Below are 24464 nucleotides of genomic sequence, written 5' to 3' on the forward strand. Positions count from 1 at the left end.
CCATCACATCCCCGGAGGAATATTGTCGAGCTTGCCGCGATACCATTCGTGGAAGTGCTGCATGCCGTCTTCCATCGGCGACTGGTACGGGCCCGCCTCGGTGACGCCGCGTTCCATCAGCGCCTTGCGGCCGGCGTCCATGCGCAGGGCGATCTCGTCGTCCTCGACGCACGTCTCCATGTAGGCGGCGCGCTCGGCATCGACGAATTCGCGCTCGAACAGGACGAATTCTTCCGGATAGTAGAACTCGACCACGTTGCGCGTCTTCTGCGGACCCAGCGGCCACAGGGTCGACACGACGAGCACGTTCGGATACCACTCGACCATGATGTTCGGATACAGGGTCAGCCAGATCGCGCCGTATTTCGGTGCCTGGCCGTTGTTGAACTTGAGGACCTGTTCCTGCCATTTCTGATAGGCCGGCGAGCCGGACTTCTGCAGGCCGCGATGCACGCCCACGGTCTGGACGCTGAAGTCCGGACCGAATTCCCAGCGCAGGTCGTCGCAGCTGACGAAGTTGCCCAGGCCCGGGTGGAACGGCTCGACGTGGTAATCCTCCAGGTAGACCTCGATGAAGGTCTTCCAGTTGTAGTCGCACTCGTGCACCTCGACGTGGTCGAACATATAGCCCGAGAAATCGAGGTCCTTCGTGACGGACAGCTTGCCCAGCTTGTCCATCACGTCGTAGCCGTTCTGTTCGAACAGCAGGCCGTTCCAGTTCTGCAGCGGCGTCCTCGACAGGTTGAGGCAAGGCGTGTCGGCGAAATGCGGCGCGCCGATCAGTTCGCCCTTGAGGTCGTAGGTCCAGCGGTGCAGGGGACACACGATGTTCTTGGCGTTGCCGCGGCCATTGAACATCAGCGCCTGGCGGTGGCGGCAGACGTTCGACAGCAATTCGATGCCTTGCGCGTTGCGCACCAGCATGCGGCCCTCGTTCTCCGATTTCAGGGTCGCGAAATCGCCCGCCTCGGGCACCATCAACTCGTGGCCGACGTAGCGGGGCCCCTTGAGAAACAATTGCTGCATTTCGCGCTGCAGCAGCGCTTCGTCGAAATAAACATTTACCGGAAGCTGGGCGAGCGAACGCGCCAGCTTGGCGTGGGTAGCCAGATCGGACATCCCAACCCCCCTTTACAGATTTCAGCCAAAGAAGAGAAAGAATCCGAGAACAGTATTTTGGAACGTCGAACAGCTTGCCGCGCGCTGCATTGTCGGTTTGCGATGCTCACCGCACTGAGGTACGGTTGCGCTTCTCGACTAACACTGCGGCGGCTCGCGGCGGTTGTTCTCGCTCCATCAAGAGCGGAATACGGTATGTCGGAGACAGAACCGGAGATTATAGCGTGTAACGAGCTCTACAGTCCCGGACCGGCTCGCGATTGTGGTACGTGGGTGTTCAAAAATTGCCTAAACGGCATCGTTTTCATGAATCCCCAAGCGCTTTGCGATAAAATGTATCCTTGCTTGCAAGTTGGCGGCGACAGGCGCACCGTTCGTGTCGAAGTAGGATTGTTTAAAATAAGCGATTAGACTGGCGCGCCGCGCACAGGTTGCGCGTAGTGCGGCCCCGCCCCGAATCGATCAAACTCATTATGCCAAATAAAACAAACGCGGAGAGCGCCGGAGCGCCGGCCGCCGGAGCGCCGGCCGCGCAGCCGCCGGAATCCTTCGAGCAGGCGATGGCCGAACTGGCCCAACTCGTGACCCAAATGGAAAGTGGGCAATTGCCCTTGGAAGCATCGGTGGCCGCGTATGCACGCGGTTCCGAGCTCGTGCGCTATTGCGCGGCCCAGCTGGAAAAGGTCGAATCGCAGGTCAAGGTGCTGGAAGGCGAGATGCTGAAGCCGTTCAGCGCCGACGGCGAGGACGACGTATGAGCGCGGCCCAGGAGTTCCAGGCCTGGGTGAAGGCCGTGCAGGCCGACGCGGAAAGCGCCCTCGACCGCTTCCTGCCGGCGCCAAGCCGGGTGCCGGCGAAGCTGCACGAAGCGATGCGCTACACGGTGCTGGGCGGCGGCAAGCGCGTGCGCCCGCTGCTCGTGCACGCGAGCGGCGCGCTGTTCGGCGCGGCGCCTGACGCGCTGGCGCGCGCTGCGTGCGCCGTCGAAATGATCCACGCCTATTCGCTCGTCCACGACGACATGCCGTGCATGGACGACGACGCCCTGCGCCGCGGCAAGCCGACCGTGCACGTGGCGTATGACGAAGCGACCGCGCTGCTCGTGGGCGACGCGCTGCAGGCCCAGGCCTTCGAGGTGCTGGCCGGGACGGCCACCGTGCCGGCGGCGCGCACGGTGACCATGCTGCGCCTGCTGGCCGAGGCGGCAGGTTCCGCCGGCATGTGCGGCGGCCAGGCGATCGACCTGGACAGCGTCGGCATCAGCCTCACGCTCGACCAACTGGAGCGCATGCACCAGCTCAAGACGGGCGCGATGCTGCGCGTGTCCGTGCTGCTGGGCGCCCTGGCCGGCCGCGACCTCGCGTCGCACGAGCAGGAAGCGCTCGCCGCGTATTCGCGCGCGATCGGCCTCGCGTTCCAGGTCGTGGACGACGTCCTCGATGCGACCGAGGACTCGGCCACGCTGGGCAAGACGGCCGGCAAGGACGCGGCCGACAACAAGCCGACCTATGTGTCGATTCTGGGGCTGGAGCCGTCCAGGGCGCTGGCCGAACAATTGCGGCGGGAGGCGCACGACGCGCTGGCGCCGTTCGGAGAACAAGCACTGCGGCTGCGCGAGATCGCGGACCTGATCGTGCAGCGGAAGGCATAAATGAAACTGCTAGATACCATCAACGACCCGGCCGACCTGCGCAAGCTGCCGCGCACCCAGCTCACGCCGCTGGCGCACGAACTGCGCCAGTTCCTGCTCGATTCGGTCTCCAAGACGGGCGGCCATTTGTCGTCCAACCTCGGCACCGTCGAGCTGACGATCGCGCTGCACTACGTGTTCAATACGCCGGAAGACCGCATCGTGTGGGACGTCGGCCACCAGACCTATTCGCACAAGATCCTCACGGGCCGGCGCGAACGCATGCCCACCTTGCGCCAGCTGAACGGCCTGTCCGGCTTCCCCAAGCGCGACGAAAGCGCGTACGACACGTTCGGCACGGCGCACTCGTCGACGTCGATCTCGGCGGCCCTCGGCATGGCAACGGCTGCGAAGATCAAGGGCGAAAAACGCAAGGCCATCGCCGTCATCGGCGACGGCTCCATGACCGCCGGCATGGCCTTCGAGGCCCTGAACAATGCGGGCGTCGAGGACGACGTCGACCTGCTCGTGGTCCTGAACGACAACGACATGTCGATCTCGCCGCCGGTCGGCGCGCTCAATCGCTACCTGGCGCGCCTGATGTCGGGCCAGTTCTACGCGGCCGCCAAGAACGTCGGCAAGACGATGCTGCCCGCGCCGATGCTGGAGCTGGCGAAGAAACTCGAAGAGCACGCGAAGGGCATGGTCGTCCCGGCCACGATGTTCGAGGAATTCGGCTTCAACTACATCGGCCCCATCGACGGCCACGATCTCGATTCGCTGATCCCGACGCTGGAAAACATCAAGCGCCTGAAGGGTCCGCAATTCCTGCACGTCGTGACGAAGAAGGGGCAAGGCTACAAGCTGGCCGAGGCCGAGCCGATCCTGTACCACGGCACCGGCAAATTCAATCCGAGCGAAGGCATCAAGCCCGCCAAGGCCTCCAAGATCACGTACACCGAGGTGTTCGGCAACTGGCTGTGCGACATGGCGTCGGTCGACAAGCGCCTGGTCGGCATCACGCCGGCGATGCGCGAAGGCTCGGGCATGGTGCGCTTCAACCAGGAATACCCGGACCGCTACTTCGACGTCGGCATCGCCGAGCAGCATTCGGTGACGTTCGCCGGCGGCCTCGCGACCGAAGGCATGAAGCCGGTCGTCGCGATCTACTCGACCTTCCTGCAGCGCGGCTACGACCAGCTGATCCACGACGTGGCGCTGCAGAACCTGGACGTGACGTTCGCGCTGGACCGCGCGGGCCTCGTCGGCGCCGACGGCGCCACGCACGCCGGCAACTACGACATCGCCTACCTGCGCTGCATCCCGAACATGGTCGTGATGGCGCCGTCGGACGAAAACGAATGCCGCAAGATGCTGACGACGGCCTACCGCCACGAAGGCCCGGCCGCCGTGCGCTACCCGCGCGGCGCCGGCATCGGCGCGGCCATCGATCCGGCGCTGGATGTCCTCGAGATCGGCAAGGGCGTCGTCCGCCGCGAGGGCAAGGGCGTCGCGATCCTCGCGTTCGGCTCGATGGTGGCGCCCAGCCTCGGCGCCGCCGACGGCCTGAACGCGACCGTCGCCGACATGCGCTTCGTGAAGCCGCTCGACGTCGACCTCGTGCAACGGCTCGCGCGCGATCACGACTGCCTGGTGACGGTGGAAGAGGGCTGCACGATGGGCGGCGCCGGCTCCGCCGTCGCGGAGGCGCTGGCGGAAGCGGGCATCGTCAAGCCGTTGCTGATTCTCGGCCTGCCGGACCGCTTCATCGACCACGGCGATCCGGCCATGCTGCTGGCGTCCGTCGGCCTGGATGCGCACGGCATCGGCGCATCGATCCGCGAACGCTTCGGCAGCGGCGAGCCGCGCCTCGTCGTCAACAACCTCTGAACGCATTACGCCCGGTGGGCACCCCGTGCCCATGCGGACGTTCACGATACGCGTACGTTACGCCTGGGCTCGTTTCATTCGCGGCCCTGGCCTCGAATGCCCAGCCTACGCGAACAACTCCTCGGCGCGGCGGTACAGGATCCACGACGTGGCCACGTATTTGTCGCCGCTCGTCGCCACGTGCCCCTTGTGCGTGTGCGTAAAACCGGCGGGGGCGATGATCAGGCGGCCCTGGCGCGCCTCGACTTTGCGGCGCTGGTACAGGAATTCCGTCTCGCCGCCCTCCGCCACGTCGTTCAGGTAGAACTGGAACAGCAGCACGCGGTGCAGCGTGTCGCAACTGGCGTTCTGCGGATAGATCTCGGAATGCCAGTGGTGGTAGCCGCCGCTGCCGCGCAGGTATTTTTGCAGGTTGATCGCGCCGCAGCGGTACATGGCCTCGATCAGCCCATCGAGGTGCGGGCGGCCGCACTCGTCAAAATTGTCCAGCGCGAGCGCCACCGGCCGGCCCGTGGCGGGATGCGCCACCGTCGGCGCCAGGGCGCCCAGCAGCAGCGCGCGGTAGCGGTCCATGTAATCGGCCAGGTGGCGCCGCACGGCCGTCGTCATCACGTTGCAGACGTCGTGCCACTCCTTGTACTGGCTGATGGTGATGTCCCAGCTGTCCTTCTTCGCCACGTCCACGCCCATGCCGGTGCGGCCGCGCATGTGCTTGTCGCTGGCCTCGAACCGCGCCAGGATGTGCGCGCACTGGTCGGGCGTCAGCGCGCCGTCGTAGATGCCGATGAAGTCGTCGTTCATGCCGTTTTCCGCTCCGCCGGCACGTGCAGCGAGCGCGCCAGCAGGTGGCCGGCGAGCCAGCCGCCGGCCAGGCCGCCGATGTGCGCCGCGTTGTCCGTATGGGGATACAGGAAGCCCGCCGCCAGGTTGAACACCAGGAACGGCAGCAGCGAGCCGCGCAAGTCCTGCACGACGGTGGGCGGCACGCCGCTGTTCTCGCGCCGCATGAAGGCGAACAGGCCGCCGACGATGCCGAAGATCGCGCCGGACGCGCCCACGCTGTTCACGTGCGCGTTCCACATCACGCTCGCGACGCTGCCGCACACGCCGGCGATCATGTACAGGGCGGTGAAGCGCAGGCTGCCGAACAGGCGCTCGACCAGCTGGCCGACCTGCCACAGCGCGATCATGTTGAACGCCAGGTGCAGGATGCTCCCGTGCAGGAACAGCGAGGTGACGAGGCGCCACCATTGCCCGTTCAAGGTCAGGCGGCCGACGTTCGAGCCCCAGTCGACGAGCTGGATCGAGCGCAGCACGGCGTCGTAGTTCGAATTCCAGCCCCAGCCCAGCATCGATCCCATCGCGCCGCCCGGCAGGTTGCGGCGCACGAGCCACATGAGGAAGTAGATGCCGATGTTCAGCGCCAGCAGGGTCCACAGCACGGGGGTGGACGGGCTCCAGTAATCGATCCGGTCGTGGAAGTCGTTGCGCTCCGCGTGGGCGACGGCAAAGGCTTCCGTCCGGCGCGCCGGCAGCAGGGCGGCGATCCGCTGCGCCGTCGCGGCGTCCGGCGCGCTGAACCCGACGCCCAGGTTCTCGCGTACGCCCAGCACGTGGAAGTGCACGTCCTCGCCGTCCGTGTGGACGTTGACGATGTCGACCACGCGCAGCCGGTGTTCCGCGCGCACCGGGAAGCGGAACGAGCGGTGGCTGCTGCCGCGCACGAGCACGAAGTCCGGCTCGACGGCGACCTCGCCCTTGCCCTGGAAGTGGAACGGATTGGCCGGCCAGTTGGCGCGGCCGGCGTGGAAGCGGACGTCGAAGGTTGCCGTCATCCGCGCTCCGTCAGGTGCGCTTGCGCTCGTGCTGCCACAGCACGTCGCTGCCGCCCGCGTGCCGGTTCAGCACGCGCGCCAGCACGAACATCAGGTCCGACAGGCGATTCACGTACTGGCGCGGCTGCGCGTTGATGGTATCCGTTTTCGCCAGCGCGACGATGCTGCGCTCGGCGCGGCGACACACGGTGCGGCACACGTGCGTGAGCGACGCGGCGCGTGCGCCGGCCGGCAGGATGAATTCCTTCAGTACCGGCAGGTCGGCGTTGTACTTTTCCAGCAGCGCGTCCAGGCGCGCCACCTGTTCGTCCTTGATCAGCTGGTAGCCCGGGATGCACAGCTCGCCGCCCAGGTCGAACAGGTCGTGCTGGACCGTGACGAGTTCCTCGCGCAGGTCGCCCGGCATGTCCTCGCACAGCAGCAGGCCGACGAAGGAATTCAGTTCGTCGACGTCGCCCAGCGCCGCGATGCGCGCGCTGTCTTTACCGGTGCGGCTGCCGTCGCCCAGGCCGGTGCTGCCGTCGTCGCCGGTGCGGGTCGCGATCTTCGAAAGTCGATTGCCCATGCTTATATCCTGCCTACGAAAAAAGATAGGCGGAGCATACGCCAAATCGCGGGGATTGTGCTTACAATCGATCCATGATTCCCTCGATTCCAGTCGACCCCGAGCGCAGGCGCGCCGTCGCCGCCGCGCTGCGCGCCGTGCTCCCGGCGCGCGCCGTCCTCGCCGATCCCGAAGACACCCGTCCCTACGAATGCGACGGCCTCGCCGCCTACCGCCAGCTGCCGATGGTCGTGACCCTGCCCGACGACGAGGCGCAGGTGCTCGCCATCCTCAAGGTGTGCCGCGACCTGGACGTGCCGATCGTGCCGCGCGGCGCGGGCACGGGCCTGTCGGGCGGCGCGCAGCCGCTGGCGGACGGTGTCGTGATCTCGACGGCGCGCCTCTCCCGCATCCTGCGCGTGGAACCGTATGCGCGCACGGCCGTCGTGCAGCCGGGCGTGCGCAACCTCGCCATCTCGGAAGCGGCCGCGCCGTTCAACCTGTATTACGCGCCCGATCCATCGTCGCAGATCGCCTGCACGATCGGCGGCAACGTGGCCGAGAACTCGGGCGGCGTGCACTGCCTGAAATACGGCCTCACGGTGCACAACGTGCTGCGCGTGCGCGTCTGCACGATCGAAGGCGACATCATCGAACTCGGTGGCGACGCCCTCGATGCGCCCGGCCTCGACCTGCTGGCCGTGTTCATCGGCTCCGAAGGCATGCTTGGCATCGTCACCGAAGTCACGGTCAAGCTCGTGCCGAAGCCGGCGCAGGCGCAGGTGATCATGGCGTCGTTCGACGACGTGGCGACGGGCGGCAACGCGGTGGCGAGCGTGATCGCGGCCGGCATCATCCCGGCCGGCCTGGAGATGATGGATCGCACATCGTCGCGCATGGTCGAACCGTTCGTGAAAGCCGGCTACGACCTCGACGCCGCGGCGATCCTGCTGTGCGAGGCGGACGGCACGGCGGCCGAAGTGGCGGAAGAAATCGCGCGCATGACCGAGGTGCTGCGCGCGGCCGGCGCCAGCGCGATCACGGTGTCGCAGAGCGAGGCGGAGCGCCTGCGGTTCTGGTCCGGCCGCAAGAATGCGTTCCCGGCCGCGGGCCGCATCTCGCCCGACTACTACTGCATGGACGGCACGATCCCGCGCAAGCAGCTCGCGCACGTGCTGGCGCGCATCGAAGAGATGGAAACGACGTTCGGCCTGCGCTGCGCGAACGTCTTTCATGCGGGCGACGGCAATATGCACCCGCTGATCCTGTTCGACGCCAACCAGCCGGGAGAACTCGACCGGGCCGAAGCCTTCGGCGCCGCGATCCTCGCGCTGTGCGTGGAAGTGGGCGGCACCATCACGGGCGAGCACGGCGTGGGCGTGGAAAAGATCGATTCGATGTGCGTGCAGTTCGGCGCGCAGGAGCTCGCCGCGTTCTTCACGGTGAAACGCGCCTTCGATCCGCGCATGCTCCTCAATCCCAACAAGGCCATTCCCACGTTGAACCGCTGCGCGGAACTGGGCGCCATGCGCGTGTCGGGCGGCGCGCTGCCGTTCGCGCACCTGCCGCGTTTTTGATCATGCAGAATATCGTCGAACAGTTTCAGGAACGCGTGCGGACGGCCGCGCGCGACAAGCGCCCGCTCCGTATCCGCGGCGGCGGCACCAAGGACTGGTATGGACAGCGGCTCGAGGGCGACGTCCTCGACACGCGCGGGTACGCGGGCGTCGTCGATTACGAGCCGACGGAACTCGTGATCACGGCGCGCTGCGGCACGCCGCTGGCCGCCATCGAAGCGGCGCTGGCGGCGCGCGGCCAGATGCTCGCGTTCGAGCCGCCGCATTTCGGCGCGCACGCCACGCTGGGTGGGGCGGTCGCGGCCGGCCTGTCCGGACCGCGCCGCGCGAGCAGCGGCGCCGTGCGCGACTTCGTCCTCGGCTGCACGCTCCTGGACGGCAAGGGCGACGTGCTGCGCTTCGGCGGCCAGGTGATGAAGAACGTGGCCGGCTACGACGTCTCGCGCCTGCTGGCCGGGTCGCTCGGCACGCTCGGGCTGCTGCTGGACGTGTCCGTGAAAGTGCTGCCGCGCGCGCCGCGCGAAGCGACGCTCGTGTTCGACGGCGTGACCGAGATCGACGCCATCCGCCGCCTGAACGAATGGGCCGGCCAGCCGCTGCCGGTGTCCGCCAGCTGCTGGCACGACGGCGCGCTGACGGTGCGGCTGTCCGGCGCGCATGCGGCCGTCGATGCGGCCATCCGTTCTCTGGGCGGGGCCGTGCTGCCCGATTGCGCGCGCTTCTGGGAAAGCCTGCGCGAACAGCGCCACGCGTTTTTTGAGGGAGACATGCCGCTGTGGCGCCTGTCCGTGCCGTCGACCGTCGGCGCCATCGTGCTGGGCAGCGCGCAGCTGATCGAGTGGGGCGGGGCGCAGCGCTGGTTGCGCGCCCCCGGCGATGCCGCCACGACGGAACGCATCCGCGCGACCGTGGGCGCGGCGGGCGGCCATGCCACGCTGCTGCGCGGCGGCGATAAAGGCGTGGGCGTGTTCCAGCCGCTGGCGCCCGCCGTCGCACGCATTCACGCACGTTTGAAGGCCGGCTTCGATCCGGCCGGACTCTTCAACCCCGGCCGGATGTACGGATAGACCATGCAAACGAATCTCGCCAATTTCATCAAGGGCACACGCGAGGGCGATGAGGCCGACGCGATCCTGCGCGCCTGCGTGCACTGCGGCTTCTGCACCGCCACGTGTCCGACCTATCAGCTGCTGGGCGACGAGCTGGATGGCCCGCGCGGCCGCATCTACCTGATCAAGCAGGTGCTGGAAGGGGAGCCGCCGACGCGCAAGACGCAGCTGCACCTTGACCGCTGCCTCACCTGCCGCAACTGCGAAACCACGTGCCCGTCGGGCGTGCAGTACGGACGGCTCGTCGACATCGGCCGCAAGGTCGTCGACGAACGCGTGCCGCGCCCGTTCGCCGACAAGGTCAAGCGCACGACCTTGAAGGAATTCCTGCCGCGGTCGAATCTCTTCAAGCCGGCGTTCAAGGCGGGGCAGATGGTGCGCCCATTGTTGTCGGCCACGCTGCAGGACAAGCTGCAGAGCGCCCGTCCGCCCGGCCGCCGGCCCACGCGCGAGCACGCCCGCAAGATGCTCGTGCTGGAAGGCTGCGTGCAGCCCGCGATGGCGCCGAACGTCAACGCGGCGACGGCGCGCGTGCTCGATGCGCTGGGCATCCAGCTGCTGTCCGCACCGCGTGCCGGCTGCTGCGGCGCCGTGCGTTTCCACATGAACGACCAGGACGGCGGGCGCGCCGACATGCGCCGCAACGTCGACGCGTGGTGGCCGTATGTCGAGAGCGGCCAGGTGGAAGCCATCGTGATGACGGCATCCGGCTGCGGCGTGACGGTGAAGGATTACGGCCACCTGCTCGCGCACGATGCGGCGTATGCGGCAAAGGCCGCGCGCATCGCGGCGCTGACGAAGGACCTGTCGGAAGTGATGTGCGATTTCGAAGGCGAGATCGCGGCGCGGCTCGCAGGCCGCATCCATGAACGCGTCGCGTTCCACCCGCCGTGCACCTTGCAGCACGGCCAGCAGATCCGCGGCAAGGTCGAGGGCGTGCTGCGCGCGGCCGGCGTCGACGTCGTGCTGTGCGCGGAAAGCCATCTGTGCTGCGGCTCGGCCGGCACGTATTCCGTGCTGCATCCGCAGATCGCGCACGCGCTGCGCGACCGCAAGCTGGCCAATCTCGAGGCGACGGGCGCGCAGGAATACGTGTCCGCCAACGTGGGGTGCATCGCGCACCTGCAGTCGGGGACGGCGACGCCGGTGACGCACTGGATCGAGCTCGTCGACCGCGCGCTGGCCGCCTGAAAAAGCCGGCGCACCGTGGTAGCATCGGCGCCCTGTTTCGAAGATCGATGGAGTGGATCGTGAGTTTCGTGTTTCGGCTGATATCCCAGGACGAGGATGCGGCGCCGTCCGTCGCCTTCCAGGACAGCGTCAGTCCCGGCTATGTGCCGCTGTGGGAAGCGGTCGGCGTGTACGACGCCCTGTACAACAGCGACGGCCGCGAGGCGCGCGACATCTCGCGCGCCATCGCCTACGGTGTCGACCGCGTCGCCGACGACGAAGCGCTGGGCCGCCTGCTGCCGCCCGCCTGCCGCCTGGAAGAAGCGCTGCGCTTTCTGGAGAATGTGCACCGCGGCTGCACGATCCACGCGTCGGCGCGCGTCGAGACCCGCTGACCTGCGCATGATATCGAATTTAGTATTACGAACGTCATAAATACGATTGGTGCGTTCCGTTGTCGATAAGTAGACTGCAATTGCGGTAAATACCCGCCGGTAGTGTGGGGACTATTAAAACGACAACGGAGATCATATGGAAACCATGGCAATGCCCGGCGTGCGTGCGCGCCGGTCCGACTTTCTCCCTCCGCTGACATTCCCGACAGCTTCGGCACTCGACTGATTTTCAGCGGAGTATCCATGAAACGTCTATATTCCTGTCTCGCCATGCTGGCCGGCCTGGCCTGCACGGTTTTTTCGGCGCACGCCGCCATCACCATCAACACGAGCGTCCAGTACAAGATCAAGAACGTCAACAGCGGCCTGGTGCTGGGGGTCGACGGCGCCAGCCAGGCCGCCGGTTCGAAAGTGGTCCAGTGGACCGACAACGGCACGGCCGATCACCTGTGGCACTTCATGCCGATGGGGAACGGGCAGTACAACATCGAGAACATGCTGACGCACCAGGTGCTGGGCGTGGCCAGCGCCTCGACCGCGGACGGCGCGCAGATCGTGCAGTGGTCCGACAACGGCACGTCCGACCACCTGTGGACCGTCACCCAGGCGGCCGACGGGAACTTCCTGATCCAGAACGTCAACAGCGGCAAGTACCTCGACGTGTACATGGCGAGTACGTCGACCGCGGCCACCATCGACCAATGGGGCCTGACCAACTGCACGTGCCAGGAGTGGCAGCTGGTGAATACGCAGGTCAGCCCCTATCCGGCGCCGCGCGCCGTCGCCGGCAACGGCATCTACGTGCATGACCCGTTCATGCTGCGCGACACCAGCGGCAAATACTGGCTGTACGGTTCGCACCAGACGGTGGCCACGTCGACCGACGGCACCAACTTCACGATGTACACCAGTTGCACGAGCGCGCAGATGGGCGGCTATGCGCCGAACTGCCCGTCGATCGGCCCGGACTTCAGTTCCTGGGGCGGACTGCAGACGCCGAAGGGATGGAACAACGGCGCCAACACCGACATCTGGGCGCCCAGCATGCTGGTTTCGAACGGCACCTATTACCAGTACTATTCGCTTCCCTACCTGCCCAGCACCGGCGCGGAAGCCGTGATCGGCGTGGCCACCAGCTCGTCGCCGGCAGGGCCGTGGACCGACAAGGGCTTCGTCACCAGGTCATGGACCAGCACCACCACGCAGCCTGCCTCCGGCTTCTGGGCAACCACCGACAACGCCATCGACCCGGCGCCGTTCAAGGACGCCAGCGGCAACTGGTGGATGGCCTGGGGTTCGTGGAGCGATGGCACCCATCTGATGCAGCTGAACCCGAGCACCGGCCTGCAATCGACGACCAACACCACCGTCTACACGCTGGCGCAACGCGGCAACCCGTCGGCCGGCGAGGAGGGGCCGTTCATCTACTACTACAACGGTTACTACTATTACTTCGCGCCGATTAACCTCTGCTGCAACGGCACCAGCAGCACCTACCGCACCATCGTGGGCCGTTCCACCAGCGTGACCGGACCGTACGTGGACCGTGGCGGCGTGGCGCTGACGGCGGGCGGCGGCACCATCCTGCTCAGCACCCACGGCAACATCGTCGGCCCGGGCGGCGGCAGCGTGTTCACCGACGCCGGCAACAACAACGCGCCGACCTACGTCTACCACTACTACGACGGCAACAATGGCGGCCGCGCCACGCTGGGCATCAACACGCTCGGCTTCACGTCGGACGGCTGGCCGTTCGTCAAGTAAGGACCGGCGACCGCTTCAAATGGGGGATGCGCATGGCCGCGCGGGCGTGTATGCTGCCGGCCATGTCCCGAACCACCATCACTCTCAACGGCGAATCCGTCGGCCGCGCGCGCATCGAAGCGCTGCTGGCCGACGACACGCTGCTCGTCATCGAAGACTGCGACCTGACCGGCGCCGACCTGTCGCGCCTGAACCTGCAGGATTGCGTGTTCACCCGCTGCGCGTTGGCCGATGCGTCGTTGTATGCCGCGAACCTGGCGCGCACGCGCTGGCAGCGCTGCCGCGGCGGCCATGCGGATTTCGAATCGGCCGACCTGGTCGACGCGCGTTTCGACGCCTGTGACCTGAACAACGCCGGCTGGCGCCGCGCCAAGCTGGCGTCCGTCGCATTCCGCGGCTGCAAGCTGACGGGCGCGCGCTTCGAGGAAGTGAGCCAGTTGGGGCTCTCGTTCGAGGAGTGCCTGCTCGTCGGCGCGGACCTGCGCCGCATGTCGTTCCGCAAGGCGACGTTGCGCGGCGTGGATTTCGCCGACGCGGACCTGTCGGGCTGCGATTTCCGCGACGCCGTGTTCGAAGAAGGGTGCAGCCTGCGCGACGCCCACATCAAGGACACGCGCTTCGATGCGGCCGATTTGCGCGAGGCGGACCTGGGCGGCCTGAAGCTCGCGAACGCGAAGCAGTTCGCCGGCGCCACGATCTCCGCGCGCCAGGCGGCGGAACTGGTGCGGGCGCTGGGATTGAACGTGGCGTAGTGCGCCAAACGGAAACCGGCGGCCTTGCTGTATCATTCGGCTCCTGAAAACGAAGCCCGCATATGCTCATCATCACCATCAAACAGGGCAAGGAAAAGAGCCTGCTGTCCGGCGATCCCTGGATTTACCTCTCGGCCATCGACAAGGTCGAGGGGCGGCCGCAGGAACGCAGCAAGCCCGGCGCCACGGCGGTCGTGCAGACGTCGTCGCGCCAGTTCCTGGCGCGCGCGGCCTATAACGCGAAGTCGCAGATCGCGGCCCGCGTCTGGACCCTGCGCGAGGACGAGCCGGTCGACCACGCGATGATCAAGCGGCGCGTGCAGGCCGCGGTCGCGCGGCGTGCCGTCGCCGTGCGCGGCGCCGATCCGCAAGCCCTGGCCCTGGTGATCGATGGCGAGAAAGACGGCCTGCCGGGCCTCCTGGTGCACAGCTACGGCGGGACCGCCGGTTACCTGGTGTGCCAGTTCAATGCCGCCGGTGTCGACCTGTGGAAGGTGACCATCGTGCAGGCGTTGCTGGCGGCGACGGGCTGTCCCAACGTATTCGAACGCAGCGACGAGCTGTTGCGCAAGGGCGAAGGGCTGCCCGTCATCTGGCGTGCGCTGGCCGGCGACGAGCCGCCTCAGCGCCTGATGGTGCGCGATGGCCAGCGCCTGCGGCCGACCGATATCCGCACCGGGTTCGTTTATCCGCGCTGAGTGATTTGGCACAGGATCAATGGACGCGCCTCCAGAGGCCGCGCTGGAAAGCCGCCTGGTCGCAGCGGAGTTGCGACCACGGCCGGATGTGACCCGAAGCGTTCGTCCATGCCGGTTGTCGTCGTTCGAATACTTTGGGATTCCAGCTTGTCGCGTAGTGATGGTTGAAAGGCTTACCGGCTAACCGTCAATATAGATCGACGCCGTTAGATCGGCTATGCCAGGCGACATATGTCGTTCTATCAGCACGCATGCAGCTGCGTCGCGGTCTTTGCTGTTCCGAAAATACTCATGAAGCCTGCCCCAAGGACTCAGGCTGAACCCGGCACGGAGCTCGTCGTTCGAGAGCGGTGCCAGTCTGGTTCGAATTCTGATTAAATCGGCCTCGGAAAACTTCGGCATAACGATCTCAAGCGCATGAGCATTCAAGAACGTGAACGTTCGGTCGGAATGCGCGATAGCGATGCGCGCTGCCTCGGCAATTCCTTCCTGATCCGCAGGCAGGTTGTGCTCCCTGCGTATTGCAAGGTTCAACTCTTGCCCCGGTAAGCAAGAGGTCCAACCCAGGTTTCCGGGGCCGTCATTTACCCGAATGCGGACATAGTGCGGTGACGTCGACATTTCCCGGACCGCACGCGCAAAGGCCTCTGGAGCTTGGGCGACGTCTCGCGACGGCATCGATATCGAATCGCGAAGCGCATTTCCATCTGCATGTTGGGCATGGGCCGGCGAAATCCACGCGAACCCGATCGCCGCCGAAACAAGAAAGCGAAACATGCGCCGTCTCACGGAAGTAATGTCGTTCATTTGCGTCCACTGAAATCAGATCGTGCGACTGGTTCTGGCCGAACTCGGCCGGTCGACCCAGCATAACAGATCGACGATCCGGAAAACTCGCGGATCGTCACGGCCGGCCGCTGTCGATTGTGCATTCAACCGGTCAGAACCACGACAGGCTTCTTGCCGCCATGGCGTCTGCCGTCGAGTTTGTCTTCGGTCCAGGTTTGCCGCGGCTGCCGGCCCCCGACCAGGGCAGACGGCTAGCGAGGCAACCGCCGCTTCAACTGCTTTGGCCAAAATAGATTTTGATCGCGCATCCCTTTCCATCAAAGAACGCGGCAACATGTCTTATGTGTTTCCCCGAAAAAGTCCGTTCTGGGTGCTCGCCGCCAAAATCCGTTGCGTATATATGTTCGATAGGAGAAAACGCTTTTTCGAAACCGGCTCTGCTAATGCAAAGACTTGTCGTTTTTAAACCGAAAGAGAGACTAACTCGCGAAAAATTCGCTCCTTCAGGCACGAAGCCGGAATATTCCACATCTTTCATCGCTGCTGACAACGTTGTTTTCCGATCAGGCCTGATGTCGAGGTCTTGCCTCATCCCTAGGACTTTTGGATTTTCCACTCCCTGCTCTCTCACAATACGCGAACGAAAGCTAGAAAAACCGAAGCCAAGCGCTGCCAAAAACTTCTCATGCTCAGCGTAATCCGGTATCTGCGCAGCCCTAACGAGAAGTCGCAAGGCCTCGTCTCCCCGGGGATGTGGCAGAGTCTGCTGCGTAGCTGCTAAGGTAGACCAGTGCACCTAGACAGCAGAAAAAAACGTTCTTCATAAGTGAGAGCTCGGGAGGATTGTTGGCTATACGTGCTTGAGTTTTCGAACTGGAGTTTTTTGCCGGTTGGACGCCGCGATCGACGCCCAGTGACTGATAATGTGGCGTAGTATGCGATGGAAGCTTGGCTATTTTTTTGCACGCGAAAGTTCGTGTTAAAGACGATCAAATGGAAGGTCGCGGACGAGTTCGCGAGAGACCGCGATCGACCCATTCCGGATCTAAGCGTTCCACGCAGGGCCGTGCTGCCGAACGATCTTTGATTGCGGCCAGAAATATGGCCCATGTGCTGAAAACGCCAACTGTTCTTTGGTTGTGGTTAGCTGATCAATGCAAAAATCGCTGTCCTCATTGAAGAGGTAGTGTAAGTTTGTCTTGATGGGTGTTGACAGGGAACACTTGAGCATCTCTACCGCTATACGTAAATAGCCTTCATTGCAGACAATGGCCTCAAGCAGGCTCTGCCAGAAACTACGGCATTGATGTCGAGGCAAGCGCCTTCGGGGCTTCGCCGATCGCGATAAGAACCGGAGTGTGATGATGTCCAGTAATCGCGTGAAACAGCGGACCGCTGACAGTTACCAGCTTTCCGGCAAACGGTTGGAGGCTAAACTTTCCCATCGGAACCAGCGTAACCGTGGCTTGGTCGTGCTCCGCAGGATTGTCCTGAGAGGCGACCGTACACAACGGTTTCGTCAGGTGAAGGATAGCCTGCTGCTCTTTCAAGTCCGTCGCAGGTGACTCTCCATAGCCCGGCGGTCCAAAGAACGTTTCGATAGTGACGGTGCCGGACAAATTCGTGGCCGGGAGATCGTAGTGCTCACATGCAGCCGCATGTGCACTAACGGATATAACGAACGAGATCGAAATTATTTTCCACATAGTCGAGGTGCAACTTTTGTCATGCGTTTTGGACTTGTATGAACGAATCTGCATAGTGAAGCACAACGTTGGGCATTTCTTCAGCACTCGCGTTTGCGGCAAGAATGCTTGAGATATTCAGAAACACCCGACGTCATCCTTCAATTTCGATTGTTAGTGGGTACTACCGCTGCTTTGTCCGCGCCTTGGCAACGCTCTATCGTCGCGTCAGATAGTTCCCGATGGCCCTGCAGAGCCGGGGCCCACTGTAGCCGACGCAGTTACGCATCACCTCTGGTTTTTCGCCACCTCCGCACGCATCCGGTCTACCAATGCCCAATTTCCGCACAGAGACTGACGAATTTTCTCATCGGTAACGGGCACGATTCCATGCATCGCCTTTTCTCGCTTGCTCGACGCCTCCATTCGCCCAGCTTCAAATGCGGGTTCGAACTGCGCCCCCGCAGCCGGTAGTTTTGCCTTTCTCATTGCCTTATAGGCACTCAATAGTTCAGCAGGGGCCTTGCAATAGACCGCGTTATCGTAGCGATATCCCGCGACCTGCGCCATTGCAATCTGATGCTCTTGGCTTTGAGCGAGAACGGCGCCGCCGCACATCGTCAGAGCAAAAAATAAACTGGTTTGGCGTCGATACTGTCCCATGTTTTCCCCTCTGTGTCTGGCCACCGTAACGTAGCCGTTCGTCGGCATTGGCTTCTTGCTACGCCAACCGTTGTATATAGTTTATCCAAAGGCGGCACCCGAAGATGCACCGATTCCCACCGACAGCGTTGCGGGCTTCCTGCTGCGTGCTCGGTTCGGGGACAGGCGCTGCTTGCCGCACCCGACCCTTCCAGCATCAGTGTATGCTTCGCGCCGACGTCCAGGCAACGACAGTCGAGCCGGCGATCCAGGCGCTCACGCCATCACCCCGCTCAGCTTGTTGATCATTTCACGCGTCGTGGTTTTGCGAGAGAAACAACATCGCGTTTCTCTCCATAATGGCGGGTTCATTAAAGCCGAGTACGCTCATGACCCGCTTCGCCTGCGCCCCGACCCTAGCCCTGGCCCTGGCCCTGATGTGCAGCTTCGCCGCCCACGCCGCCGAACCTATCGACGCCAAACCGGCCGAGGCGAAGAAGGCGCCCATCGCCAAGGTCGAGGTCAAGGGCAAGGGCGACGACTACGATCCGCGCCGCGACGATACCGCCAGCAAGACCGTGATGACGCAGGAAGAGATCCTGAAGTACGGCGACACCAATGTGTACGACGTGCTCAAGCGCGCGCCGGGCGTGACGGTGGTGGGCAACAGCATCCGCATGCGCGGGCTGGGCAACGGCTACACGCAGATCCTCGTGAACGGCGAGCGTCCGCCGCCGGGCTTTGCGCTGGATGCCGTGCCGCCGGACCAGATCGAGCGGATCGAGATCATTCGCGCCGCCTCGGCCGAGTTCTCGATGCAGGCAATCGCGGGCACCGTCAACATCGTGCTGAAGAAGGTCGTGGCCAAGCCGCAGAAAGACGCACGGCTCACCATCAACCATGCGGACGAGAAGCAGAGCCAATACCTGAACGCCTCGGTGGCCGACAAGCGCGGCGCCCTGTCGTGGTACGTGAACGTGAATGCCCAGCACAACCTGCGCGCAGCGACGAGCACGGAACTGGACCGGTTCACGGCGCCGGACGATACCGTCACGCTGCTGCGCGACGAGGTCGTCGCTCACCGCAACACGAACCGGATCATCGGCATCGCGCCGCGCCTGAACTGGAAGGTGTCCGACAACGATCAGGTGAACCTGAGCGGCAACGTGCTGGCGCAGGATGCCGCGAGCGACGACGCGAGCCTGGACACCAATCGCATCGGCGGCCTGCCCGCGCCCGACTATCTGCGCGGGCACGGGCGCAGCGATTCGTCGGGCCGCTTCGGTTCGGCGGAGCTGAACTGGGTCGCCAAGCGCTGGGGCGGCAAGCTCGATGCCAAGCTGCGCGCATCGAACGCCGACTTCGACGTGCGCACCGACCGCCTGATGGCCACGGCCGGCGACGCGCTGCGGTTCGCGCGCCTGCGCGACGGGCGCGTGCGTTTTTCAGGCACGAGCAGCAGCGGCAAGTATACGCGCAGCCTGTTCGACGGGCATGCGCTGGCGACGGGCTGGGAAATCAGCCGCGAGGAACAGGACAGCAGGACGCACCGGGTGGACGGCCTGGTGGGCCAGGTGCCGCTCGACTTCATCGAGGCGTTCGATCCGCGCGTGCGCCGCGCGGCCGCCTTCGCGCAGGACGAATGGAACGTCACGCGGCAGTGGTCGATGTACCTGGGGGCACGCTGGGAAGGCATCCGCACCGACAGCGGCGGCACGGGCCTGGTCGATACCACCTCGAACGCGCACGTGCTCAGCCCCGTCGCGCAGACGTTGTACAAGTTTCCCGACAAGAGCGGCCGCCAACTGCGCCTCGCGCTGACGCACACGTTCAAGGCACCGGACGCCAACCAGCTGAGCGCCCGCCGCGTCGAGTCGGAAACGAACACCCGGTTCAGCGCCGACGTCAGCGGCAACCCGGCCCTGCGTCCCGAGCAGGCGAACGGCGTCGACGTCACCTACGAGCACTTCTGGGCGCCGGGGGCCGTGTTCTCGGTCGGCGGCTCGCAGCGCCGCATCCGGGACTACATCCGCACGGTCCTCGGGCAGGACGCGAACGGCCGCTGGCTGTACCAGCCGGTCAACGACGGCAACGCGGTGGTGCGCACGTTCGACGTCGAGGTCAAGTTTCCGCTGAAGGCGGTCATGCGCGCCGGCGCGCCGCCGCTCGACCTGCGCTTCAACCTGAACCGCAACTGGTCGCAGGTCGCGACCGTGCCGGGGCCGGACAATCGGCTCGACCGGCAGATCCCGCTCTCCGCCGTGTTCGGCGCCGACTACAAGAAGGAACCGTTCAGCTGGGGTATCAATCTGGCCTTCCGCGAAGGCGGCATGGTGCGTGTGTCGCAGGAGCAGGGCACGCAGCTGCAGGCGCGCCGCGACGTGGACGGCTACGTCCAGTACTCGCCGCGCAAGGGGCTCGACCTGCGGCTTTCCGTCGGCAATGCGCTGGGCGCGGACGACGTGGGTTATTCGCGCTACCGCGACGCCAGCGGCACCAGCGAAATGTGGACGCGCGGTCCGCAGTCGATGGAACTGCGCTGCAACGTCGGTGTGAAATTCTGAGGGCGCAGGCTTACTGCTGCAGCGCCTTCTCGATGTCGCCCGCGATGTCTTCCGGCTTGGTTTGCGGCGCATAGCGATGCAGGACGGTGCCGTCGCGGCCGACGAGGAATTTGGTGAAGTTCCACTTGATGCCTTCCGTGCCCAGCACGCCCCGGGCTTCGCCCTTGAGGTGCTTCCATAGCGGATGCGCGGCGTCGCCGTTGACGTCGACCTTGGCGAACATCGGGAAGTTTACGCCGTAGTTCTTTTCGCAGAAGGCGCCGATCTCCGCTTCGCTGCCCGGTTCCTGGCCGCCGAACTGGTTGCAGGGGAAGCCCAGCACTTCCAGGCCGCGCGGGTGCAGCTCGCGGTACAGGGTCTCGAGGCCCTGGTATTGCGGCGTGAAGCCGCATTTGCTGGCGGTGTTGACGATGAGGAGGACCTTGCCGCGGTACTGGGCCAGGTCGACCGGTTTGCCGTCGAGGGAAGTGGCCTGGAAGTCGAACACGTTCATGCGAGTCTCCTGTAAGCTTGCGTTGAATCGAAGGCAACAGTGTAAGACAAAGGAAGGCAGCATGCAGACGAGTGCGAACATTCCCCTGGCCGTCGGTGCGCTGCTCAGTGCCGTCGCGGCGCTGCTCCACCTGGGCATCATCGCGGGCGGCCCCGCATGGTATCGCTTCTTCGGCGCGGGCGAGCGCTTCGCGCGGGCGGCGGCGCAGGGCCGGCGGTATCCGGCCATCGTCACGCTGGGCATCGCCGCCGTGCTGTCCACGTGGTCCGCGTATGCGCTGGCGGGGGCCGGTGTCATTGGCGCTCTGCCGTTCCTGAAAGTGGCGCTGGTGGCCATCACCGCCGTCTATCTCGTGCGCGGGGTCGCGTTCGCGCCGCTCGTTCTCGCCAATGGCGGGGCGATCACGCCGTTCGTCGTGTGGAGTTCGGTGATCTGTTTCGGCTACGGGGTGGTGCACCTCGTCGGCCTCGTGCAGCGCTGGACGGCGCTCTGACACGTCAGGTCCGCGCCGGTATGCACCGGAGGTGCCTTCCGATACGATAACGCCTGCATGACAAACGCTCGACGGAGGCTACATGGACGCAACAACGATCTGGGCACTACGCAAACCTTTGGTATGGGTTTGGCGCAAGTTGGCGGGCTTGATGGGGGCGTGGACCGTCGAGCCGATCTTTCGTCAGGCGCACGATCATCATGTCGCATTACGCCGCTGGCAACGGCGGTGGACTGAACTGGCCGATGGCGTCGCGTACAAGCTGCATACCCGGAGCAGCTTCGATGAAGCCGGTCATGCCGAGCAATCGATCCTGATACGAAACAGTGGAAACGTGCAGGTCGACGACATGAAGTTTTGCGTCGAGGCCAGGCTCGGCATCATGTCATATCAGATACCGCTTACGGTGTACCGGTTGCAGCCTGGCCGGATAGCGAAGCTGGCGCTGACCGGGCTACCTGTAGAGGATTTGTTCGTACATGAAGAAGGAATTTATGAGACGTACGAGTCCATACAGGTGTACCCGGTCCAGATCGTACGGGATCGCCACGTCGAAGTCTACGCGACGGCCGGCATCGTCCTGCATCCGACCCACAACGATTTTCTTAATGGAGAATGGAAGCGCTGGAACGGTCGCCTGTACAACACCAAGGCGCTTGCGGACGCGCGGCGTGACCACCTGCTCCGCCTGTCCTATTCACTGTGCGGACGACATGGACTGATCGGTTTCGATGCCGGCACACTGCTGGCGCAGGCGCTGCGCACAAAGCGTTATCGGAACGTGCCTGGTGTGTTGATGTTCGGATTGGCGTCGTCTCGACCGATTCTCAATATTATTCTGTGGACCCGGCTGTTGTTGCGCATCGAGCGGATCGCATTCGAGTGCGATGCCTCGATGGCGGCGGCGGCCGAACACGTGATGCACAAAGGCCAGAGCGCTGGCCCCGTTCGCGTGGTCTCTCTGGAAGACGCTTCGATGACGAGAGCCGGCTATTAGACCAGCCCCAGCGCTTCCGTCCCCGCCGAGAAATCGCGGTTCTTCGCGTGCTTGCTATTGAGCTTGATGTTCAGGCGCAGGTCGTTCACGGAGTCCGCGTTGCGCAGCGCATCTTCGTAGGTGATCTTGTCGGCTTCGTACAGGTCGAACAGTGCCTGGTCGAAGGTCTGCATGCCCAGCTCGCGCGACTTCTTCATGATCTCCTTGATCTCGTGGACTTCGCCCTTGAAGATCAGGTCCGAGATCAGCGGAGAATTCAGCATGATCTCCATCGCGACCACGCGGCCCTTCGCTTCCTTCTTCGGGACGAGGCGCTGCGAGATCAGGCCCTTCAGGTTCAGCGACAGGTCCATCAGGAGCTGCTGGCGGCGCTCTTCCGGGAAGAAGTTGATGATGCGGTCCAGTGCCTGGTTCGAGCTGTTCGCGTGCAGCGTGGCGAGGCACAGGTGGCCGGTCTCGGCGAACGCGATCGCGTGTTCCATCGTCTCGCGGTCGCGGATCTCGCCGATCTGGATCACGTCCGGCGCCTGGCGCAGGGAGTTCTTCAGCGCCGCCTCGAAGCTGTCCGTGTCGACGCCGACCTCGCGCTGCGTGATCACGCAGTTCTTGTGCGGGTGGACGAATTCGACCGGGTCTTCGATCGTGATGATGTGGCCGTAGCTGTTCTCGTTGCGGTAGCCGACCATCGTCGCGAGCGTCGTCGATTTGCCGGAGCCCGTGGCGCCGACCATGATCACGAGGCCGCGCTTGGTCATGATCACGTCCTTGAGCACGTCCGGCAGGTCGAGGTCCTCGAACTTCGGGATCGTCGTCGTGATCACGCGCAGCACCATGCCCACGGCACCCATCTGCATGAACGCCGAGACGCGGAAGCGACCCAGGTCGCCCGGGCTGATGGCGAAGTTGGCTTCCCTGGACAGCTCGAAGCCGGCCGCCTGCTTGTCGTTCATGATGGCGCGCGCCAGGTCGGCCGTGTGCGACCCCGTCAGCGCCTGGCTGGACACGGGCGTCATGCGGCCGTCGATCTTCATCGCCGGCGGAAAGCCGGACGTGATGAACAGGTCGGAACCGCCCTTGCTGACCATCAGGCGCAGCAGGTCGAACATGAATTTGGAGGCCTGGTCGCGTTCCATGGTTGGTCCTCGGTGCTTATCCTGGGAAGTTTTCGGGGATCTTGGCGGCGGCGCGCGCGGCCGCGGGCGAGATCACGTTGCGGCGCACGAGGTCCGTCAGGTTCTGGTCCAGCGTCTGCATGCCGACGTTGGAGCCGGTCTGGATCGCGGAATACATCTGCGCGATCTTCGCTTCGCGGATCAGGTTGCGGATGGCCGGCGTGCCGATCATGATCTCGTGCGCGGCCACGCGGCCGGAGCCGTCCTTCGTCTTCAGCAGCGTCTGCGAGATCACGGCCTGCAGCGATTCGGACAGCATCGCGCGCACCATCTCCTTTTCCTCGGCCGGGAACACGTCGACGATACGGTCGATGGTCTTCGCGGCCGACGACGTGTGCAGCGTGCCGAACACGAGGTGGCCCGTCTCGGCGGCGGACAGCGCGAGGCGGATCGTTTCCAGGTCGCGCAGCTCGCCGACGAGGATCGCGTCCGGGTCTTCGCGCAGCGCCGAGCGCAGCGCGTTGTTGAAGGACAGCGTGTGCGGGCCGACTTCGCGCTGGTTGATCAGGCACTTCTTCGATTCGTGCACGAATTCGATCGGGTCCTCGATGGTGAGGATGTGGCCGTATTCGTTTTCGTTCAGGTGGTTGACCATCGCGGCCAAGGTCGTCGATTTGCCGGAGCCGGTCGGCCCCGTCACGAGCACGAGGCCGCGCGGCCGCATCGCGAGTTCGGTGAAGATCTTGGGCGCGTTCAGCTCTTCCAGCGTGAGGATCTTCGACGGAATCGTCCGCATCACGGCCGCAGCGCCGCGTTCCTGGTTGTAGGCGTTGACGCGGAAGCGCGCCAGCCCCGGGATCGCGAACGAGAAGTCGCACTCCAGCATTTCTTCGTACTGCTTGCGCTGGCCGTCGTTCATGATGTCATAGATCATGCCGTGCACGTCCTTGTGCTCCAGCGCCGGCAGGTTGATGCGGCGTACGTCGCCATGCACGCGGATCATCGGCGGCAGGCCGGATGAGAGGTGCAGGTCCGAGGCCTTGTTCTTCACCGAGAAGGCGAGCAACTCTGAGATGTCCATTTATAATCCTTTGGCGCGAGAGAGATATGTTCGTCGTTCCCGCGAAGGCGGGAACCCAATTGCCGCGTGCATGCCCGCCGAGCTTGGGTCCCCGCCTGCGCGGGGACGACGATTGGTTACCGCTC

Annotated in this window: 24 protein-coding genes; 13 read left to right on the forward strand and 11 right to left on the reverse strand. The window is 64.7% G+C overall.

The annotated features are described in order from the left end of the window. Positions 1 to 3: 3 nt before the first annotated feature. Complete coding sequence (locus U9J41_RS20545) at positions 4 to 1119, reverse strand: aromatic ring-hydroxylating oxygenase subunit alpha (RefSeq protein ID WP_322404024.1); 1116 nt, start codon at positions 1117 to 1119, stop codon at positions 4 to 6. 473 nt (positions 1120 to 1592) lie between these two features. Here U9J41_RS20545 and U9J41_RS20550 point away from each other — a divergent pair, with 473 nt between their 5' ends. The 3 genes from U9J41_RS20550 to dxs are packed head-to-tail and all read left to right on the forward strand — an operon-like array spanning position 1593 to position 4639. Further along, entirely contained in the window at positions 1593 to 1877 is a 285-nt protein-coding gene (locus tag U9J41_RS20550) for an exodeoxyribonuclease VII small subunit (RefSeq protein WP_322404025.1), read from the forward strand. Next, positions 1874 to 2770, forward strand: a complete 897-nt coding sequence (locus U9J41_RS20555; protein ID WP_322404026.1) for a polyprenyl synthetase family protein — start codon at positions 1874 to 1876, stop codon at positions 2768 to 2770. Before U9J41_RS20550 ends, U9J41_RS20555 begins: the two co-directional genes overlap by 4 nt. Continuing rightward, positions 2771 to 4639, forward strand: coding sequence for a 1-deoxy-D-xylulose-5-phosphate synthase (gene dxs, locus U9J41_RS20560; RefSeq protein WP_322404027.1), 1869 nt, complete (start codon positions 2771 to 2773; stop codon positions 4637 to 4639). It abuts the gene before it with no gap. 105 nt (positions 4640 to 4744) lie between these two features. On the opposite strand, the gene U9J41_RS20565 is transcribed toward dxs, so the two are convergent. The 3 genes from U9J41_RS20565 to U9J41_RS20575 are packed head-to-tail and all read right to left on the reverse strand — an operon-like array spanning position 4745 to position 7039. Further along, positions 4745 to 5440, reverse strand: a complete 696-nt coding sequence (locus U9J41_RS20565) for a 2OG-Fe(II) oxygenase (RefSeq protein ID WP_322404028.1) — start codon at positions 5438 to 5440, stop codon at positions 4745 to 4747. Next, positions 5437 to 6474: a rhomboid family intramembrane serine protease gene (locus tag U9J41_RS20570; protein WP_322404029.1), complete on the reverse strand. Its 1038-nt coding sequence runs from the start codon at positions 6472 to 6474 to the stop codon at positions 5437 to 5439. The genes U9J41_RS20565 and U9J41_RS20570 overlap by 4 nt, the downstream gene beginning before the upstream one ends. Positions 6475 to 6484: 10 nt before the next feature. Next, a complete protein-coding gene (locus U9J41_RS20575) occupies positions 6485 to 7039 on the reverse strand; it encodes a cob(I)yrinic acid a,c-diamide adenosyltransferase (protein ID WP_322404030.1) in 555 nt (184 codons plus the stop codon). A 74-nt stretch (positions 7040 to 7113) separates the two neighbouring features. On the opposite strand from U9J41_RS20575, the gene U9J41_RS20580 reads away from it, so the two are divergent. The 7 genes from U9J41_RS20580 (at position 7114) to U9J41_RS20610 (ending at position 14483) form a co-directional block, all read left to right on the forward strand. After that, positions 7114 to 8595, forward strand: a complete 1482-nt coding sequence (locus tag U9J41_RS20580) for an FAD-linked oxidase C-terminal domain-containing protein (protein WP_322404031.1) — start codon at positions 7114 to 7116, stop codon at positions 8593 to 8595. Between the two features lie 2 nt (positions 8596 to 8597). Beyond that, positions 8598 to 9662 carry a glycolate oxidase subunit GlcE gene (glcE, locus tag U9J41_RS20585; RefSeq protein WP_322404032.1) on the forward strand — a complete coding sequence of 355 codons (1065 nt, stop codon included), beginning with the start codon at positions 8598 to 8600 and terminating at the stop codon, positions 9660 to 9662. A 3-nt stretch (positions 9663 to 9665) separates the two neighbouring features. Then, positions 9666 to 10895 (forward strand): glycolate oxidase subunit GlcF, encoded by a 1230-nt coding sequence (gene glcF, locus U9J41_RS20590; protein ID WP_322404033.1) that lies wholly within the window; start codon positions 9666 to 9668, stop codon positions 10893 to 10895. A gap of 59 nt (positions 10896 to 10954) precedes the next feature. Beyond that, positions 10955 to 11269, forward strand: a complete 315-nt coding sequence (locus U9J41_RS20595; RefSeq protein ID WP_322404034.1) for a hypothetical protein — start codon at positions 10955 to 10957, stop codon at positions 11267 to 11269. Positions 11270 to 11512: 243 nt separating this feature from the next. Continuing rightward, positions 11513 to 13033 (forward strand): family 43 glycosylhydrolase, encoded by a 1521-nt coding sequence (locus U9J41_RS20600; protein WP_322404035.1) that lies wholly within the window; start codon positions 11513 to 11515, stop codon positions 13031 to 13033. Positions 13034 to 13095: 62 nt separating this feature from the next. Beyond that, complete coding sequence (locus tag U9J41_RS20605) at positions 13096 to 13785, forward strand: pentapeptide repeat-containing protein (RefSeq protein WP_322404036.1); 690 nt, start codon at positions 13096 to 13098, stop codon at positions 13783 to 13785. Between the two features lie 62 nt (positions 13786 to 13847). After that, positions 13848 to 14483 (forward strand): class I SAM-dependent rRNA methyltransferase, encoded by a 636-nt coding sequence (locus U9J41_RS20610; RefSeq protein ID WP_322404037.1) that lies wholly within the window; start codon positions 13848 to 13850, stop codon positions 14481 to 14483. A gap of 180 nt (positions 14484 to 14663) precedes the next feature. Here U9J41_RS20610 and U9J41_RS20615 read toward each other — a convergent pair whose 3' ends face one another. From U9J41_RS20615 to U9J41_RS20630, 4 genes are all read right to left on the reverse strand, one after another. Continuing rightward, positions 14664 to 15290, reverse strand: coding sequence for a hypothetical protein (locus U9J41_RS20615; protein WP_322404038.1), 627 nt, complete (start codon positions 15288 to 15290; stop codon positions 14664 to 14666). Positions 15291 to 15543: 253 nt separating this feature from the next. Continuing rightward, positions 15544 to 16005, reverse strand: a complete 462-nt coding sequence (locus U9J41_RS20620; RefSeq protein ID WP_322404039.1) for a hypothetical protein — start codon at positions 16003 to 16005, stop codon at positions 15544 to 15546. 562 nt (positions 16006 to 16567) lie between these two features. Next, positions 16568 to 16891, reverse strand: a complete 324-nt coding sequence (locus U9J41_RS20625; RefSeq protein ID WP_322404040.1) for a DUF4431 domain-containing protein — start codon at positions 16889 to 16891, stop codon at positions 16568 to 16570. 354 nt (positions 16892 to 17245) lie between these two features. Next, positions 17246 to 17620, reverse strand: coding sequence for a hypothetical protein (locus tag U9J41_RS20630; protein ID WP_322404041.1), 375 nt, complete (start codon positions 17618 to 17620; stop codon positions 17246 to 17248). Between the two features lie 368 nt (positions 17621 to 17988). Between U9J41_RS20630 and U9J41_RS20635 the strand changes: the two genes are divergently transcribed. Next, positions 17989 to 20163 carry a TonB-dependent receptor plug domain-containing protein gene (locus U9J41_RS20635; protein WP_322404042.1) on the forward strand — a complete coding sequence of 725 codons (2175 nt, stop codon included), beginning with the start codon at positions 17989 to 17991 and terminating at the stop codon, positions 20161 to 20163. Between the two features lie 10 nt (positions 20164 to 20173). Here the strand turns inward: U9J41_RS20635 and U9J41_RS20640 are convergent, their stop codons facing one another. Next, positions 20174 to 20656 (reverse strand): glutathione peroxidase, encoded by a 483-nt coding sequence (locus U9J41_RS20640; protein ID WP_322404043.1) that lies wholly within the window; start codon positions 20654 to 20656, stop codon positions 20174 to 20176. 61 nt (positions 20657 to 20717) lie between these two features. Between U9J41_RS20640 and U9J41_RS20645 the strand changes: the two genes are divergently transcribed. Both U9J41_RS20645 and U9J41_RS20650 read left to right on the forward strand, forming a co-directional pair. Continuing rightward, positions 20718 to 21149, forward strand: a complete 432-nt coding sequence (locus U9J41_RS20645) for a hypothetical protein (protein WP_322404044.1) — start codon at positions 20718 to 20720, stop codon at positions 21147 to 21149. A gap of 82 nt (positions 21150 to 21231) precedes the next feature. Beyond that, positions 21232 to 22146 carry a hypothetical protein gene (locus U9J41_RS20650; RefSeq protein WP_322404045.1) on the forward strand — a complete coding sequence of 305 codons (915 nt, stop codon included), beginning with the start codon at positions 21232 to 21234 and terminating at the stop codon, positions 22144 to 22146. Here U9J41_RS20650 and U9J41_RS20655 read toward each other — a convergent pair. After that, positions 22143 to 23279, reverse strand: coding sequence for a PilT/PilU family type 4a pilus ATPase (locus U9J41_RS20655; protein WP_322404046.1), 1137 nt, complete (start codon positions 23277 to 23279; stop codon positions 22143 to 22145). The two genes, U9J41_RS20650 and U9J41_RS20655, sit on opposite strands and share 4 nt — an antisense overlap. A 16-nt stretch (positions 23280 to 23295) precedes the next feature. Then, positions 23296 to 24339, reverse strand: a complete 1044-nt coding sequence (locus U9J41_RS20660; RefSeq protein ID WP_056447783.1) for a type IV pilus twitching motility protein PilT — start codon at positions 24337 to 24339, stop codon at positions 23296 to 23298. Positions 24340 to 24464 lie beyond the last annotated feature (125 nt).

Source organism: Massilia luteola (genome assembly GCF_034420155.1).
Lineage (GTDB): Bacteria > Pseudomonadota > Gammaproteobacteria > Burkholderiales > Burkholderiaceae_D > Telluria > Telluria luteola.